At 42.6% G+C, this 17,864-nt stretch carries 15 protein-coding genes; 4 read left to right on the top strand and 11 right to left on the bottom strand.

All coding sequences use genetic code 11. The features are described 5' to 3' along the window. Nucleotides 1-149: 149 nt before the first annotated feature. The 3 genes from L3Q72_RS04645 (at nucleotide 150) to L3Q72_RS04635 (ending at nucleotide 2,830) form a co-directional block, all read left to right on the top strand. Nucleotides 150-746 carry a porin family protein gene (locus L3Q72_RS04645; protein ID WP_275131504.1) on the top strand — a complete coding sequence of 199 codons (597 nt, stop codon included), beginning with the start codon at nucleotides 150-152 and terminating at the stop codon, nucleotides 744-746. Between the two features lie 514 nt (nucleotides 747-1,260). Then, nucleotides 1,261-2,730, top strand: coding sequence for a sodium-dependent transporter (locus L3Q72_RS04640; protein WP_275131503.1), 1,470 nt, complete (start codon nucleotides 1,261-1,263; stop codon nucleotides 2,728-2,730). Nucleotide 2,731: 1 nt separating this feature from the next. Then, a complete protein-coding gene (locus L3Q72_RS04635) occupies nucleotides 2,732-2,830 on the top strand; it encodes a MetS family NSS transporter small subunit (protein ID WP_275131502.1) in 99 nt (32 codons plus the stop codon). A gap of 52 nt (nucleotides 2,831-2,882) precedes the next feature. Here the strand turns inward: L3Q72_RS04635 and ptsG are convergent, their stop codons facing one another. From ptsG to tmk, 4 genes are all read right to left on the bottom strand, one after another. Then, on the bottom strand, nucleotides 2,883-4,313 hold the full coding sequence (gene ptsG, locus L3Q72_RS04630) for a PTS glucose transporter subunit IIBC (protein WP_275131501.1): 1,431 nt from the start codon (nucleotides 4,311-4,313) through the stop codon (nucleotides 2,883-2,885). A 257-nt stretch (nucleotides 4,314-4,570) separates the two neighbouring features. After that, on the bottom strand, nucleotides 4,571-5,341 hold the full coding sequence (locus L3Q72_RS04625; RefSeq protein ID WP_275131500.1) for a YchF/TatD family DNA exonuclease: 771 nt from the start codon (nucleotides 5,339-5,341) through the stop codon (nucleotides 4,571-4,573). Continuing rightward, nucleotides 5,332-6,285, bottom strand: coding sequence for a DNA polymerase III subunit delta' (holB, locus tag L3Q72_RS04620; RefSeq protein WP_275131499.1), 954 nt, complete (start codon nucleotides 6,283-6,285; stop codon nucleotides 5,332-5,334). The genes L3Q72_RS04625 and holB overlap by 10 nt, the downstream gene beginning before the upstream one ends. Before the next feature lie 10 nt (nucleotides 6,286-6,295). After that, a complete protein-coding gene (gene tmk / locus L3Q72_RS04615; RefSeq protein ID WP_275131498.1) occupies nucleotides 6,296-6,964 on the bottom strand; it encodes a dTMP kinase in 669 nt (222 codons plus the stop codon). 800 nt (nucleotides 6,965-7,764) lie between these two features. On the opposite strand from tmk, the gene L3Q72_RS04610 reads away from it, so the two are divergent. Further along, nucleotides 7,765-8,217, top strand: a complete 453-nt coding sequence (locus L3Q72_RS04610) for a hypothetical protein (protein ID WP_275131497.1) — start codon at nucleotides 7,765-7,767, stop codon at nucleotides 8,215-8,217. 76 nt (nucleotides 8,218-8,293) lie between these two features. Here L3Q72_RS04610 and L3Q72_RS04605 read toward each other — a convergent pair whose 3' ends face one another. From L3Q72_RS04605 to L3Q72_RS04575, 7 genes are all read right to left on the bottom strand, one after another. Next, nucleotides 8,294-8,857 carry a hypothetical protein gene (locus tag L3Q72_RS04605; RefSeq protein WP_275131496.1) on the bottom strand — a complete coding sequence of 188 codons (564 nt, stop codon included), beginning with the start codon at nucleotides 8,855-8,857 and terminating at the stop codon, nucleotides 8,294-8,296. Nucleotides 8,858-8,953: 96 nt separating this feature from the next. Then, nucleotides 8,954-11,158 (bottom strand): AAA family ATPase, encoded by a 2,205-nt coding sequence (locus tag L3Q72_RS04600; RefSeq protein WP_275131495.1) that lies wholly within the window; start codon nucleotides 11,156-11,158, stop codon nucleotides 8,954-8,956. Then, nucleotides 11,155-11,592: a VPA1267 family protein gene (locus L3Q72_RS04595; RefSeq protein ID WP_275131494.1), complete on the bottom strand. Its 438-nt coding sequence runs from the start codon at nucleotides 11,590-11,592 to the stop codon at nucleotides 11,155-11,157. Before L3Q72_RS04595 ends, L3Q72_RS04600 begins: the two co-directional genes overlap by 4 nt. A gap of 9 nt (nucleotides 11,593-11,601) precedes the next feature. Further along, nucleotides 11,602-12,891: a site-specific integrase gene (locus tag L3Q72_RS04590; RefSeq protein ID WP_275131493.1), complete on the bottom strand. Its 1,290-nt coding sequence runs from the start codon at nucleotides 12,889-12,891 to the stop codon at nucleotides 11,602-11,604. Continuing rightward, on the bottom strand, nucleotides 12,892-13,878 hold the full coding sequence (locus L3Q72_RS04585; RefSeq protein ID WP_275131492.1) for a TetR/AcrR family transcriptional regulator: 987 nt from the start codon (nucleotides 13,876-13,878) through the stop codon (nucleotides 12,892-12,894). Further along, nucleotides 13,875-15,914 (bottom strand): tyrosine-type recombinase/integrase, encoded by a 2,040-nt coding sequence (locus L3Q72_RS04580; RefSeq protein ID WP_275131491.1) that lies wholly within the window; start codon nucleotides 15,912-15,914, stop codon nucleotides 13,875-13,877. The genes L3Q72_RS04585 and L3Q72_RS04580 overlap by 4 nt, the downstream gene beginning before the upstream one ends. Further along, nucleotides 15,914-17,860, bottom strand: coding sequence for a hypothetical protein (locus L3Q72_RS04575; protein ID WP_275131490.1), 1,947 nt, complete (start codon nucleotides 17,858-17,860; stop codon nucleotides 15,914-15,916). Before L3Q72_RS04575 ends, L3Q72_RS04580 begins: the two co-directional genes overlap by 1 nt. Nucleotides 17,861-17,864 lie beyond the last annotated feature (4 nt).

Raw genomic sequence — 17,864 nt, 5'->3', positions numbered from 1 at the left:
GAAAAGTCTTGATCCATAAACACCTCCTTTGTTAACAACTTAATAACAGAAGTGAGAAATCCACTCAATTATTAACGAAAAGACCTGGGCAAATATGTTGTTATAGTCACAATAATTGTAGGTGTTCTGGAAAGGCTTTGTGAAAAACTATGAGAATAATTTCGACCCTTCTTGCTCTGATGATGACCGTTTCGCACAGTTACGCGGCCGTTCACTTCACTCCCATACTTGGCTATACCTTTGGTGGTGAAGTGGCAAATAGCGAAGATCAGACATTTGATATCGAGCCAGGTGCTAACTACGCATTCAGTATTGCAGCCGATCTGCCAAAAGTTACCCAGTCGGAACAGGGAAGAATTGGCCTGTTTTACTCACAGCAAAACTCTCATATAGAAGAGTACAATAACGATCTGACCCTCAGGAATCTGCACTTCCAGAGCGCCATCTACTATACAGCAACTCCTGAGCTCTCCCCGTTTCTCGGGTTAAGTATTGGCGCTACCCAGTTAGATCCACAGTGGAGCGGAATTGACTATCGCTTCTCCTCCTCTATTTATACCGGCCTTGAATACCAGCTTACCGACAGAGTCTCACTGCAGGGGCAGTTTCGCTGGATGGGAACCTTTATAAACAACAAAAGCTATACACTTTGCCAGGTCAGCGGCAGCAGTACCTGCTATATCCGCTATGAAGGAGACTGGCTGGGCCAGGTACAATCCAATATAGGCGTCGTTATCCGTTTGTAGCAGATTATCCTGCCTGAAAATACCCTTATAAAAAGTCGGGAATGTACATTTTCCGTAATAATATTGTGTCTTTTGCATCTTTTTCAGACAGTCTCGCTGACATATTCAACAGGCTTTAATACTACCAAAACAGAAACAAGCAGATAATTAAACCAACAGCCATCCGCGCAGCAAATATGATCGGCTATATTTCGATGCATTTCACACTCTTTGCACTTGCCAACACCGATTATTTAATAAACATTTTCTATTGCGTTACCTCACTTTAATCTGTAACCTTCTTTTCCACGCGTAGCTGAATGTTTCAGTTTTCGCAAACACACATTGCATAACACAGAACAATACTCTGAGTTTTACCTTAGACTTTAGAACTAAAACCTAATTTTTTATGATTATCGCAGAATTCAGTCCGGGATATTCCCTTGCTGAAAGGTAATATTTTGCTGATCACATAACCCTTTCAAAGTCCTGGTAAAAAGCTTCATATCTCAGAGATTAGCCGTAAGGAGTAACTATGAAGCGAGAACAATGGGGATCCCGCGCAGGATTTATTCTTGCAGCAGTTGGATCTGCTATCGGTCTGGGTAACATCTGGCGTTTCCCGTACATGGCATATGAGAATGGCGGTGGCGCATTCCTTATCCCTTATCTATTTGCCATGCTGACAGCCGGTATTCCATTTATGATCCTGGAATTCTCTATGGGTCAGAGAAACCGTGGCTCTGCACCTATCACTCTTAGCCGTATTAATGCTAAGTACGAGTGGCTGGGCTGGTTCCAGATTGGTGTTGCAGCAACAATCGCTGTTTACTACGTTGCCGTTATTGGCTGGGCGATTTCATACTTCGGTATGGCTTTCACTCAGGAATGGGGTACTGATACTAACGCATTCTTCTTTGGCGAATACCTTGGTCTTGGTGACAACTCGCCAACTAATCTGGGTGGCATGCAATGGAAAATTGCCGGTGCAATGACCATCGCCTGGGGTATCACTTTCGCTGCTATCGCTGGTGGTGTAAAAGCCGGTATCGAACGTGCAGCAAAAATCATGATGCCTGTGCTGTTCCTGATGGTACTTGGCCTGATCGTGCGTATGATTATGCTTCCGGGCGCTATCGACGGTGTTAACTACCTGTTCCAGCCTGATTTCAGCAAAATCTTTGACTTCAATGTATGGGCAGCGGCTTACGGTCAGATCTTCTTTACCCTAAGTATCGGCTTTGCGATCATGCTGGCTTACTCCAGCTACCTGCCAGAGAAGTCAGATATCAACAACAACGCATTTATGACGGTGCTAATCAACTGTGGTTTCTCAATCATGGCTGGTGTGATGATCTTCTCTGTTCTTGGCTATATGGCTGCAGAACAAGGTAAGCCTCTGACAGAAGTAGTAAGTGCTGGTGTTGGTCTTGCGTTCGTAACGCTGCCGGCAGCAATCAACCTGCTTCCTGCTCCATACATTCTTGGCCCGCTATTCTTCCTTGCGCTTGTAGTTGCAGGTCTGAGTTCTCAGATTTCTATCATCGAAGCGGTTGTATCAAGTATCATTGACAAGATGAACTGGTCTCGTAAGAAAGCGGCAACTATCGTATGTGGTACTGGTTTTGTTATCTCAATGGCATTTGCAACCGATGGTGGCCTTCTGCTGCTTGACCTGGTTGACCACTTCGTGAACAACGTAGGTATCCTGGGCAGCTGTCTGGTAGAAATCGTACTTATGGCATGGTTTGTTAAACTGGCTGACGTACGTGAATACGTGAACAAATATTCTGATTTCTCTATCGCTGGATGGTTTGAAGTATGTCTGCGCTTTATCACGCCAATTATGCTTGCAATCATCGTTGGTCAGAAACTTATCCACCTGCTGCAAGAAGGCTACGGTGGCTATGACATGAGACTGGGATGGGCACTAATGGGCATCCTGCTGGGTATTGGTATTGTGGTTAACGTAATGAGCAAACCACAAGAGAAGGTGGAGGCATAATATGACTTTTGGTGCAATTATCATGATGATTATCGGTCTGGGTGTTACCTGGGGCGGCGCTGCTATCTGCATTAAGCGTGCAATGGATAGCCAGCAGTAATCTGCTGAATACTGAGAAAACGCCGGCATTTGCCGGCGTTTTTGTTTTTTAATTAGTGGCTTTTAATCCATTCATCCATATCGGTTTTCAGATTATCAGATTTAGTACCAAAGATAGCCTGAACACCACCGGCAACCACAACGACACCAGCCGCGCCCAGACGCTTCAGTTGATCCTGATCGACTGCTTCTGTATCAACCACAGCAACACGCAATCTGGTAATACAGGCATCTAAACCGGTAATATTTTCTTTACCACCAAATGCGGCGACCAGATGACCGGCCATTTCTGAGCCGGAAGCCATTTCCATATCCTCTTCACTGTCTTCTTCTCGACCCGGCGTTTTCAGGTCCATCGCTTTGATAACCGCACGGAAAATCGCGTAGTAAATAGCACCGTAAACCAGGCCACATACGACAAACATGATCATTTTCTGGGAGTTACCGGACAGAACGATAAAGTCGATCAGACCATGTGAGAACGAGGTGCCGTGAACCATACCCAGTGAGTTGGTAAGAATAAACGCGGAACCTGCCAACAGAGCATGGATAGCATAAAGAACCGGGGCCACAAACAGGAAGGAGAACTCGATAGGTTCAGTAATCCCGGTCAGGAATGAAGTCAGGGCTGCTGAAAGCATAATACCCATGATCTTAGCCCTGTTCTCTGGTTTAGCAGAATGGGCTATTGCAATAGCAGCAGCTGGAAGACCATACATCTTAAACATATAGGCACCTGCCAGTTGTCCGAAACCATTACCGGCAGCGCGGGAGGCTTCATCAGCAACCAGATAACAGGTCAGAATACCGGTCTGAGGCTCACCGGCTGCATTAACGCAGCTACCCGCTTCAAAGAAGAATGGCACGTTCCAGATATGGTGCAGACCAAATGGGATCAGCGCGCGTTCCACAATACCGTAAATACCAAATGCCACCTGCGGATTCTGATTCGCAGCCCAGTGTGAGAAAGTTTCAATACCTGAACCAATCGGAGGCCAGACAACAGAAAGGATCAGACCAAGACCAATGGCACAGAAACCGGTCATAATGGGAACAAAACGTTTACCGGCAAAGAAACCCAGATAGTCTGGAAGTTCTATACGGAAGAAACGGTTGAAGGCCCAGGCAGCTATTGCACCGGAGAAGATCCCGCCAAGCACACCGGTATCAATTTTATCAACCCCCATAACCCCGGCCATTACCCCGAGGGTCGCTGCCATAATGCCGTAGCCGACGATAGCCGCCAGTCCGGCCACACCATCATTATGAGTAAAACCAAGGGCAACGCCTACGGCAAACAATAAGGGCATCTGCCCAAATACCGAGCCACCGGCCTGCGCCATTATGTTAGAAACCACATCCGGCAACCAGCTAAAGTTAGCGGCACCGACACCAAGCAAAATACCTGCAACGGGCAGTACTGATACCGGAAGCATCAGTGCTTTACCGACTTTCTGCAGGTTCGCAAACAAATTGTTAGCCATTGTATACGCTCCTGAAAGTTTATTTTATAAGTACTTACAGGGGTGAATGTAGTTCACAATGGGGGAAATGCCAGAAAATAGGCGTTAAAAAAGAGAGCAGATACTCTCTTTGGGTGCTTATAAACTAAAATGATGTCATCCCCGCGAAGGCGGGGATCTGTTGTCTGCGCGCTGTAGAGAGAAACAAGCCGACAACCATACAACGCGCTGTGAGCAGATTCCTGCCTTCGCAGGAATGACTACTGAACTAAGCTGGATTATTGGGGTAAAAACAAATTCCGGAAGTTTTCCGTCGTTTTTTCAGCCACTTCCGTTAGCGATATTCCCTTTAACTGGGCAATATACTGAGCCACTTCCACCACATATGCCGGCTGATTTTCTTTGCCGCGGTGAGGAACCGGAGCCAGATATGGCGAGTCGGTTTCAATAAGCAGCCTGTCCAGTGGAAGCTCTTTTACTACAGCTTTCAGGGCGCCCGCCTGCCTAAAGGTGACAATACCGGACACGGAAATATAGAAACCAAGATCCATGGCCTTCTTTGCAAAGTCCATATCCTCGGTAAAACAGTGAATCACACCACCGCACTTTTCAGCGCCGCCGTTTTTCAGGATTGCCAGCGTATCTTCCCTGGCATCGCGGGTATGGATAATCAGTGGCTTTTGAACGTCAATCGCCAGTTCAACCTGCTGCTGAAATCTCAGCTTCTGCAGCTCTTTGGTTTCTGGTTTGTAGTGATAATCCAGGCCCGTTTCACCAATGGCAACCACTTTTGGATGACTGGCAAAATGGTGCAGCTCATCCAGAGCAAACGGGCTTTCCACATCCAGAGGGTGAACACCGCATGAGGCGTGCACATTGTCAAACTCAGAGATCATCTGAATCATTTCCGGGAAAGCATCCAGAGTCACACCAACAGAAAGAAGTTCTGTTACCTTTGCATCACCGGCCTTCTTTACCACCTCAGCAACATTTGCGTGTAGCTCGTCGTAGTTCAGTTTGTCCAGATGACAGTGGGAATCTATAAACATATCTCTAGTATCCAGTTAGTAAACAGCAGCTCAGCGTTTAATCCGCTGTAAGTGGCTAACTGCTCTCTTATTTTATTCAGTTTAATCAGGGCATCATAAGCTGCCTGATAGGACATCACATTGGCAATATCCTGGCTTTTCAGGCACATACCCTGCTCATTTAAGCCAAAGTGCACCTTCTGAACATCACTTAGCAGCACCGACAGCCAGAACATCCCGGTTAAGGGGTTATCTTTGATAAGTTTAAATAACTTCCCGGTATCCGGGAAAGGGTTGCCAATTTCGGCGGCAAACCGATTTTCCAGTTCAATAAAGACTTCATATTCCCCGTTGTCGAAGAAAGCCAGTGACTTAAGCGGTGCGCCACGGTTTAACCGGATTCCATTGTAGGAAACGGCAGCTTTACTGTTTTGCTGCAACCATTGGTAGGTGACGTTTATATCCGGCTCAGCAATATCCCAGAGCTGACAACGGCTGATAATCGTTGGCAGCAGCTTAGCCCTGTTATGGGAAACAAGCAGGAAGACACAGTGCTCCGGTGGAGACTCCAGTGTTTTCAGCAAGGCGTTAGATGCAGATTCATTCATCGCCTCGGCAGGTGAAATGACAATGACTCTGTAGCCACCTAACTGAGAAGACTCCAGCGCCTTACGGTTACACTCACGAATCTGATCAACGGTAATATTCTTGCCCTGACTTTCAGGCTTAATCCAGTGGATATCCGGGTGGTTCTCTGTTTCACTCAAAGAGCAGGAGTGACAGAATCCGCAGGGCTCATCATTTGAGTGAGTACATACTAACGTCCGGCTCAGCAGGCTGACTATCTGAGACACCCCTGTCCCCTCTGCTGCTGAGCAGAGCAAAGCTCCGGGTATTTTTGAGGATTCTGATAGCTGCTGCCATTTTTGCCAGACCGGCTTCAGCCATGGATAAACATCGGACATTTCGGGCTCTTTAGCTCTTCAGCCAGTTTTCCAGCGCCACCACAATATCAGCGGTGACCGCTTCTATCGTCTGGCCTGCATTCACTGTGATAACCGTTTCATCGCTGCTGGCAAGTTCAAGGTATCTTTCTCTGGTACGCTCGAAGAAGCTGATATCCATCTTCTCGATTCTGTCCAGCTCTCCGCGCCCTCTGGCACGTTCCAGACCAAGTTTCGGGTCGATATCCAGATAAAGGGTCAGGTCCGGTTTAAAACCAGCTAAAGTGACATCCTTTAGCGTTCCCATTACCGTTTTATCAAGCTGGCGTCCGCCCCCCTGATAGGCCTGAGAAGACATATCGTGGCGATCACCGATAACCCAGTTTCCTTTTTCCAGAGCAGGTTTAATCACATTCTCAACCAGTTGCGCTCTTGCTGCATAAAGCAGAAGCAGTTCGCTAATGTCTTTTAGCTCTTCACCTTCGTGCTCTTCTTTAATCAGTGAACGCATTTTTTCAGCAAGCGGTGTACCACCCGGCTCACGGGTTTTGCTGATATTTTCTATTCCATGCTGGTTTAAAACGGACTCAATCGCTGCAATTGCGGTGCTTTTTCCTGCACCATATTTTTGGGAAAAAAACCATGTAAACCACAGAGTGAGTGAGTGAGTGATGTAAGAAATAGCCCCGATAACTACCATTCTTCTACCTTTCATGCATAGAGCGACAAATTCAAGTGGGATTTCTAGTGTGAAATGTAAACTTACCCCACAAAGCTCTAAATTAAGCTGTAATGTAAACAGATTATCACATGTTAGGCTACCCTCATAAAGCTTTGAAAAAAGAAAACGTAAACCTTGTTGAACCCTTCCCCTTTGTCTTAGCAAGGTGATGGCCTCACTGCGTGAAACCATCACCCTGCCAAAAGGGTATTTAAGAGAATGATGGTAAAGTAAAATAATAAAGCCACTCCTGACGCTCGCACAGCTCGCTACTCGCTAGGCGTTTATGATTTTTCTTGACCATCCCGTTGGCATTTGGACAAATGTTTAGATCCCCTACTGGAAACTCAGAAAAGACTTGCTCATTAAAAGCCTAAAATGGTCAAAGACTAACAACATAGTCTCAAGGTAAAGTGATGACGTAAGTCCCAAGTCACAGTTAGCTACTTCTCTGACCATAGAAGGACTATTTTTAATGTTTAGTTGCTGATATAACGTAATAAACACAATATCTGTCAATATTTAGTGCTAAAGTGTAGTGAGTTAGTTCAGGAGGAGCTAAATGGAAGACTTAATTTATTATCTTGTGTATTTCCTGTACATCATAGTGAGTTTTTGCTTAGCCTACCCACTGTTAAAGAAAAAATCTCAACACCCTAAAGCTTTCAAACAGTTCGTAGATATCTTCCTTGTTAATATTTTTATCTTAGGTACTTTGCCTTTGGTCACATTTTTAATGAAATCGCCCCCAAATCCTTCAGTATCAAGATCAGAAAGTTATGATTACTATGAGAGAAAGAAGATTTGGATCTGGAATAAGTGAGCATGTGTTGATGAAAAAAGTTTTTATCGTATTGTTTATGATTGTTTTGTCATTTAATGCTAGTGCTTTGTCTATCAAGGCTTGGTGGGAAATTTGTTCTGAAAAAACATCAAGTGATTCTACTTGTTTGCTTTCTGTCTCTTCTATGGAAAATGGTATTAAATATCAAGCCATAGCATCTTTTTCAGACCATAGCGATCTTGATAAGAATGATAAAATTGGATCTGCTCTTTGGCTTGGTTTTTGTTGGGAAGCTTCGATGAAAGATAACTGGGCTGTGAAGTATCAACTGTTTAAGGGGCATATTGCCGACCTTTATTACAGTGACCACGATCTTTCTAATGATGTTGCATTCGAGTATCTACATTGGTTTAGGGATAGATACCGCCCGACCGAGTGCTTAAATTAAAAATTTGAGTTCGATTGTATGAAACCTCTTTAATTTGCTGGATCGGGCTGCGGACATACCTGTCAAAAATAGCCTGTCAGGTGAATCCAATACAGCTCAAAACAGAGTGTAGCTTGCTTAACTCATCAACATTAACACCAACATAGTGAGTGTTGAAATACTTGGCTCTATAAATTTCGCCCAGTTGCGCCCACCCCTTCACAGTGGTATCTGTAATTTTTGTTTCATCCAAGCAGGATACCCAAAAAACATCTTTTTTAGGCCGTTGCCCAGACGTAAAATGCCGTCCTTTGTAATAAAGTACTACTTGTGTTTTCCGAATCGAAATGTCAGTTACATTTGGAATGGTAGACAACTCTTCAGCTACTTTAATCAATTCGGGGTTTATGAGATTTGAATCGTCATCATACGCAGACTGCATGATCACGAACCCTTTCCTTGAGCTAGCTACGCTATCTTTTTTAGAAGCTCGTTTTCCTGTTGGTTTTGCTTTAGTGCTTTGAGCTAACATTTCATCACAGACAGACATAACCTCTGCAAACCCTTTGGATTCAGCGTTTTTTCGTATATTGTTCAGTTGTTGATAGGAGTATTTTCCAGCTCTTATTTTGTCTATAAGTTCTTCAATGTTTACAGCCATAAAACACCTTTCAATTAGTCACTATTTGTTAATCATTATACATGTGAGGCTATTTGAGTGTAGTAGTGTGAAAAAGGATCGGGATATTAATGCTTCTCAGGGTAATCTAGGTATTGCAGATCCTGCACTTAATAGCTCTTTCAGGTAGCTATTTCGCTCGTGAGAGTGACTAGGCGCTTCTGTTATCTGCTTCATATCAGCATGACTTCCGACAATATGGATCTCACTTTCAGCCCTGGTTATTGCCGTATAAAGCCAAGCTCTATCCACAATTCTTCCCTTCTGTAATGCGATGATAATGCGAGGAAACTGTGAACCTTGGGCTTTATGAAGAGTGATTGCGTAGCCAAGCTCCATACAGTCCAAAACTGATTGTGTCACTTCGACCTTTTCGCCAGTGTCAAGAGTGACCTCCCCATAACTGTCGTCAGTAGATTTTACGCTTGTTAGTGTACCTAGAGAACCGTTCTGAATACCCTTATCGTAATGATTTTGAGTAAACAGAATCGCGTCATTTAAGCTGAGCGGTAAAAAGAATTTATCACCATTAATCTCGAACTCAAGACTGTCACTGTTTGGGTTTATGGCATTTTGGGTGAGCTTATTGATATCCGCAACGAGTGCCTTTGTTGGAGCCATCACACGACTACTTTCAGGAGATTGCTGGTAAAGCTCACAGCAGGTTTGAGCAATTTTATCCTTGCTTGTTGGATGGAAATGTATTGCACCTGTGCTCAGTTGTTCAGGCATAACACCTTGATTGATGAGCTTTGAATATTCAGGAATGCCAGTTGAACCCTCCTGCCTTTTGACGATATCAAGCATGGTATTGGCTATCGTTTTTGTCTCAACGATATCCGCAAGCACCTTACCACATCCTATCGGCGGTAGCTGATCAGGGTCGCCTGCAAAAATCAATCGCACAGATGGATGCATGTGATTGACAAGACGATACATAGTCGGTAAATCAATCATGCTAGCTTCGTCAATGACGAGCAGGTGATTAGGCGTGTCAGCACTTGGCTCAATCGGTTCATCACGAAGCAATTTGGCAATGGTGGCTGTGACAAAACCAATCGATTCGTGCAAACGCATTGCTGCCCTACCACTAAGGGCGACAGCGTGTATATCATACCCCATTTTGTGGAAAGCCCTGAGTGCGGTTCTGAGCACTGTAGTTTTACCTGTTCCTGCACCACCTGTAATACAGCTTACCGAGTTATCTAGGCAGGTCGTCACGGCTTCGATTTGCTTCTTATTTAGTTCATATGGAAGCTCTGCAACAGCAGAACAGTATGCCGCATTAGCGTTTTCATCATATAAGTCATTACGTTCATTCAGTGTTTTTAGTCGTTTAGCAACGACATTTTCCATTAATAGTTGAGCGGTTGGGTGATAAGTGCCAGTGTCTGGATTAAGAATATATTGAGCTTTGTCATGTCCAGCCTTGAATGCGTCTGCCACCATTTCTTTATCTTTAAGTAGTTTTGATAGATAAGGGCGAACCTTAGCATTCGTGGTGTATGTATGACCTTTTTCGACTTCCTTTCGGATAGCCATTTCAAGGGCTGCACTCAAGCGCCTAGCATCGTTTAAGCTGAGTTTGAAGTTGTTATTAGGATCAGTTGCTATCTCATCAATATCCTTAAATGACATACCAAACCCAATAAGTACATAAGGGTTATGTGCAATGGCATTGATCGACTTTTCGTTGTGATGCTTTAAAAGGCGCTGCTGTATGCTTGCTGGTATCTTTTTCTTGCTCATCCAGTTGCACATGGGTAGGTTCGTGTATTTGCCATAACCTCTAAAGAGCGCATCAATAGAAGTTTCACTCAGGATCTCTTTAAGCAACTTTCTGGATTCTGGTGTGTCTTTCCTCAAGGTTGCATGAAAATCCTTGCCTGACTTGTTTAAAAAATTCCAAAGCTCTCTGGCTTTACTCTCACCAATACCTTTGAACTCAGTATCTCTACCGATAAAACGTATTAGTTGCTCTCCAGTTTCAGGTAAGGAACACTCAACATGCTCTGGTGATTCGTAAGTGTGTTGCTGAACTACGCTATCACCAGCCTCCAAGTCTTGAACCTGTCGTGTACCTTTTACTAACCAGTGTTGCCCCAGAGCAGGCTGCACAGGGATGCTATCAGGGTTGACTTTAATGGTGACGTAATACTTACCGCTGTTAATTTTGTATGAGTTTTTCGCCAGAGGTACACCTCTGAATATCACAATGCGCTTTGAACAGTACGGGATGCTTGTCACACGCATTTGGTCTTCATGCATTGCAATAGTATTCATCGTGGCATCAACCCCATCTCAGATATGGTTTCGGAAAGCTCACCAAAGCGTTTAAGTTTATATTCAAGCTCATTCACTTTAGCCTTCAATTCAAGGTTTTCAGCTTCTAGCTCTGATACTCTTTTTGAAGCGAGAAGGTTACGATTGGCGGTGTTGTCATAGGGCTTTGGCTTATCCAGGCTCTTATTGGCAGATTCTGTCAGAGGGGGGAGTACACTTCTCTTCCGTAACTCATCCTCTAACGCCTTGAGAGCTTCTCTAAGCGCTGGGTTTTGATTAAGAGCAGATTTACCACAACCAACCCCTTTTGCAACTTCGTTGCGATTAAGGTGCCCCCTGAAAATAATCTGCTTAAAGTCATCGTCAGTCTGTGTTGCTTTCCAAACTTCGAATGCTTCGAGGTTTTTTTGGGCTTTTTGTTGTCCGCTTGCCATTAATCCCTCCTAGATACCATCCATGCGATCAATGAATTCCATTACACTTTCATTGTCTTCAGTAATAATTTCAGCCACATATCCCTTGTGCGACATCATCAGTACACGCGCTAGGTCAACATAATATTTATATGTTGTTCCGATGTCTTCATGCCCCATTTGATTTGTTAGAGCCTCAGCCGCAGCAATATAAAGAGCATCTGCTGACTCAGTAAGCAGGCGATCTCCAAAAAACTTAACCAAGAACATCGTAGGCCACCAATGTCGAGCATCATAGAATTTTACCGAGTCACGAAAGGATGGATCTTTAACTTTTATAGCCTCCTTTGCATCAAAGGTTCTTGATGCAATTCGATCTGGTGTGACAGGGGTGCCTCTGTCTGTCAGGAAGAGAATAGACGGTGGGCATTCTTTCCCATACTTCTTTTCATACTTAGCAACACGGGAAAAATAATAAGGCTTAATATAGTATTCTTCTAATGCCTTCAAATCAGCTTTGTTGATTTTGATCGTTCTTGATTTGTTACCTTTACTGCCTGAAATAGTATAATCAACAGTAGCACTCTCGACTTGCCTCATTTCAGAAAAGGGCATTATGTGCTTGTTTCTACCATTTCCCAAGTATGGGAAATTGCAGAGATCCATTGGACGCATCGCCGTTCCAAGAGCTAACTTAAATATTGCCGCATAAACAGGATCACGATAAGACTGTATCAATAACCTAATTTCTGAATTGGTGATGAGTGATTTTGCTTTTTTCTGCCGACCTTCCTTATCTAAAACAGTTATGTTTTTACCATCGATCTTTACGGACGATTGGCGCGTTACATAATTAAGCATGTGTTCACTTTTGAAGTTTGGACACCAAGTTTTCTTTATTACTGAAACATTGGTTTCATAGCCCGACTCTTTAATCCAACTGAAAAATACGAGCAAAGTTTTTGCTTCTTCATAAATTGTTTCAGAAGACGGTTTGATGCTTTGGCGCTTGGTTCGCTCAATTTGCCTATCGACTTGCCAACGCTTAATATCGCGATTATCAGCAACAACGTGATATTGACCTACATCCAAATCACGGTACTTGATTTGTGTGGAAAGATATCGGTAAAACTTTGAAATAATACTAGAATATCTGCTTGATGTTTCAACAGAAGATCTGGCGTTTTCGCTAAGAAATAGATTTGCATGACTTAAAAGGATGCGCTTATCTGAAACATTCGCAATGAGAACATGGTGCTGCATGTTTCTGCCAGACTCTAAGTTTTGGTAGCTGATAAGCTTTTTGTCAATAGAAATCATTTAGTCACCCTGGCGAACTCTAAACATAACCACAGAGTCATAGCCGTCCTTTATCAAAGGAGGTGTCATCTCGTCTGCGGCAGTGAACTCAATGTCGGGCACATCTCTAAACTGAAAGACTCTTTGGGATTTCAAAACGGATTCGCTGTCACAGAATGGAAAAACGACCCCAACTCTTGCATTTGAAAGTATTTTGCTCTTGAAAATGTTTAGTTCTGTTCTCGTAAATAAAGGAAGTTGTACAACTATTGCGGGATCTCCCGAAATGTATTGTCTGCTTTCAGTGAACTTTTGAAAGCTGCACATATAACGATCTATAAACAACGTGACTTGCGGACTTCCAATAGCAGATAACTTATTAATTTTTTTCAGAATTCTATCTATAGCTGTATCTTTTTCATCTTCGTAAACATCCAAATCTTTATTTTGAAGATAATTAGCAAACACTGGTTTTAGATTGGGCGTAATTGGAATTAGTTCTGACTCAACAACTTTACTCGTACCGTTTTCATTACTTTCAGATAATGACCGTACTTTTTCAAGGGTCAGTTCACGCTCTAGATTTTGAACCTGATTGATAAGTTTTTCATTGTGTAGAGCCTGTTTTTCCAATGTTGTTCGTACTTCATTTGTTTCATGCAGTGTCGTGTCGTTAATCATCAGTGTCGTTATATACTGAAGTTCAACTTCTTTCGTATAGTCTGTATATTCGGTTCTCAGTTTCTCCACCTCTAAACTCAACTGCCTGATGCGCTCTTGACTCTTAGCCAGCAATGTCTGGTATTCACTACCGTTATCAATAAGGGTTTCGATTGGCTTCTGCCCCAGCACGTAGGGTTTTAGGTGTTTATAGAATCTATTGAATGACTGTCGTGAGATTCCTGCCTTCTCCGACACCTCTTGTATAGTCAATTTCCGCATTCCATCACCCAAGTAATGCTCTGCTATTGACTGTATGATTTTCCTTTCAGTGCCTTCTGAACTCATGAACTAGCCTCTGAAACTTCAGTTTGGGAGACACAACCTGTGGTATTTAGTTTACTTAAGTGTTTTTGGTTTGCCTGAAGCTGCAATTTAAAATACTTCCTTGCTTTTTCTGACAACCCCTCACTTAGCATCTGTTCGTAAAAGCGAATGTTAGACTCTAACGCATCTTTAGCGTCTTCAAGTATCACTGCATTCTTACAATCCAGTTGACAGTTTGAAACATCAGGAGAAGCAGATTCTCCATTTCCTATATGTGATATACAAGGTGGTCTATGTGATTCAGAATATTTGTCGGTGCTAACACAATATGTGCCAAGAGTTGTCCTTTTGATAAAAATAGGCTCACCTGCCTCTAAAAGGTAGGCAATATAGCGCCTTACAGACATCCGAATTAATGTTCCTTTAAACTCATAGGCATCTTGAGTCATAGCAGCAATACGACCAGCAGCCTCACCAGAATACCCGCCTTTTCTTACTGAATTTACAATGTGAATAAAATCTTCCGTGTAATGTTCACTCAAAGCATCTACTACAGACTCAATCAGATATGGGTTACGAGCAATATACTTTAATGACATACGATAACTTTTATGACCAAAGAGCATCCTGATTAAATCAATATTTCGTTCTGACCTCTTAATCAAGATCTCTGCTATCGTTTTTCTAAAGCGATGATGATGAAGCGAATCATCAATACCAAGAGATTCCCCTATTCTTGATAAAGTTCTGCGAATGCCTCTAGCGGTATCGGTCTTCTCACTCTCTTCACGCGAATCGTGCACAGTGGTTAACAGTAATTCCCGCTTTACACTGAACTGTTCAACAAACTCTCGCAATGTTTTGTAATCAGAAATTATTTCACCAATAAAGTCTGGAAGAGGGATATAATCATGCTCTCCAAAATAATTCGGATCGCTGCCTGTCTTAAAGCGAGTTATGTTCAGAATCCAATTTTCTCCATCTTCAGACTTGGTAATATCTTCAAACTTCAAGATCCCCATCTCACGATTTCGCATTCCTGTGATAAGCGAGAGTAGGATAATTATACTTTCTAAGATCTTATCCACCGCAAGCTTGAAGGATCTTCTCCAACTATAAGAATGATGTTCGTATACATATCTACCTTGCTGTTGTTCCAACTCGCGGACACGGTAATTGAATCCGCAAATTACTACACCATCTATTTTTGTACCTAGTAATTGTTCAAGCTTTGTATCTCTTGTTCTACGCATATAAGCTTTGTGCTTTTGCGTTGAAGCACCAATTTCATCTAGGTAAGATGCTATCCTTAACATCTCTGGTAGAGCTTTCTCTGACCAGAACAATGCGTGCTCTACTAACAACTCAAGTTCTTCTTCGGAAAGAGGTTTCCATCCCACACGTTCTTTTGCAATTGCAGCCTGAATATCCTGATAGCGTTCTTTGGTTCGTATTTTTTTTAATGAAACAGATAATGTATGAACAGAGGGGAGTAATTTTTGGTCAGATATCGAAATCCAAAAACAAATTAGAAAATAGGTAAAACTATACGCCCTTGCTGAGTGCTCTTTTGCTCTATCTAGAGCCTCATTTAACAAGCGTGGGGTTATCACATTAAGATCAGAAGCCTCACAACCCAGCGCATTGGGCAAAAACAGGAACTTTTCAAGATAGGGAAAACAGGATGTGTACGTGCGCGTAGAGTTGTAACTAGTTATGCGTCCAAAAGGGTTAAAGTCAGGTGTTAAGTAGTATGCTAAAGCTCGAAACAGTGCATTTGCACCTGTTATGTCGCTGTTAAAAACAATATTAGACTGCTGAATAGGCAGCACCCAAGAATTGGAAGAATATTTCGACTTATCAGTAATATAAAAGGAACCATCGGGTGCTTCATTAAGGCGAGCAACTAAACTACCATGAAACCCTATATCACTTTCCGCATCAAACAATCGTTCTAGCGAGTCCAGAGTTTCAGTTGCAGCTTCGTTTGCATCTGCCTCGTATCTTTCTAGACTACGGATTAAAGAGTCCTTCTCATCAAAACATTTCTTAGCCATTAGTCATCCTCAAAAAGTATCGAAAGAGACTGTAAATTAATAGGCAGCAACCCAGGGTGCCTCCGCTGATATCTAGCTGCCTTCTTCAAAGCTCTCTCATCCCCCCATTGATCTAAAATATACCGAATAATCTCAAGCTCATCATTTTCATCAGATTCATCCTGAATCTGAATCTCTCGTTGAATCAAATAAGGGAGTGAGTCTTCAAAAATGCATACCTGACTACAAAACAAGCACTTATGTATGGAACTACATTTTTGTCCTATAGGTATTGTTTCGCTTTCAGGCCAATCTGGTTTGTAAGAATCAGCACAAGCCCATAAAGGTAGTTCATGCCCTGGAATGGTGAAAAATCGTAGATTTAGCGTATTAGTGTTATTTTTGTGCTGGTTATTCAGCAGACCTTTGAATTTTCGCTCGCGCAAGCGTTTTACGAGCAGCTCTAGTTCATTACTTAATCGCTCTCTTCGTTTCTTAATTGCTACACCTGAGCTATCGTAGTGTACATCTGTTGTTTCTAAGCTTGAATGCCCCTGCTCCAGAGCAACTAGACTTAGTGGCTTTTTCTTCTTATCTCGAACATGCCTTATCCATGTAGGTCTTAGGCGTTGAGTCAAATCTTTTGCACTTACGATTCTATTACCATCGTCATAGATCTCGTATTGCTCCAAAAAATTCTTTACACCATCAATCCAAGCCTTTTTCTGTAGTAACGTAGTATGACGACCTACATATGTATTTGTTTTGCAGCTACCTTTCCACTTATTAACGGGTTTTATACATGAAAAGAGAGGGTTGTGTTCGATATCTTTTCCAGAGTCATATTCTATCCCTTCAAAAGCACTGGATAATTTTTTCGCAATCTCAATAAGATTATAAGAAGAGTACTTATCTGTCTTGCTGGTTGGCGATGTAAAAGATTTGGGATTGAAAAATGGCAAATTGGTGCTCTGAGACTTTTGCTTCTCTGAGAAGATTAGCGTCAAATCTGTATTAAGCGCCCCTGTCATAGTATCTATATAGTTTTCAGTATCAATAGCAAGCACTGTTTCCTTATTCCAACCTGTTTGAGTCATAAGGAAGAGGGCAATAGCTGCCTGATCTGCATAATTGGGGAAATACTTATTAAACAAGTTGTCTGAGCTAAATACTGGTCGCCCAGCTTTTTTATCCCTCATTTTTTGATGAGCATCTTCATAACGCCGATAAATCGCATGCAGAGGGTCAGTAGCGTAGTTAGGATGGTCACGAGCAGTCTCAATATACTCAACCATAGGCACTGCCAAGGGGTGTCCTTGTTCTAATAACGTTTTAAATGCTCGTTCGTCTGAAGGCTCCCAAGAGCGAGGTGAACCACTCACCTCCGCCATAAGTACATTAATCTCGTCAATACTATATGGTTGTGCCTCGCTTACACGCTTCCTGAATTCAAGTTTTTCTGAAAGCTTATCAATATGTGTTCTCAGCGCATCACTTAAGTTATCAAAGCCATCTTTTGATAATGGTTCAGACGGATCACTCTCCTGTGCTTTAAGCAGGGGGAAAACTAATAACGGCATACCATCATCAGTGCTATTTGCAACAGACTCAAAAGCTCCTTTTAAGCGCCCCGCACAATTTTTAGGAGCCTTTGTTTTTTTGCAATAGAGATCAAACTGCCTGAAAACCTCTGCCGTGAGCCGTTCTAGGGAAGTCAGGTGTAATGTTTGAGGGATTTTTCTTTCATATTCAATTAGAAAGCTTAGTAGTACATTGATAGACTTTCTTATTTCGTAAACTTTTGAATAACTACGTTCAGGGGCAAAGGCAACAAAGAGATAATGCAGACCTAAACAGAAATCACATTCACTACTAAAGCGAGTATGTTCAACGTAATTGCAAGGGATCGATTTTCCACAACGAGATGTGGCGGTTTGAACTTCTCTATAGATAGAACGATAAGCCATCTAA

This window comes from Vibrio sp. JC009 (assembly GCF_029016485.1).
GTDB lineage: Bacteria > Pseudomonadota > Gammaproteobacteria > Enterobacterales > Vibrionaceae > Vibrio.
The sequence above is the reverse complement of the archived record's forward strand: the minus strand, read 5'-3'. Positions and strand labels throughout refer to the sequence as shown.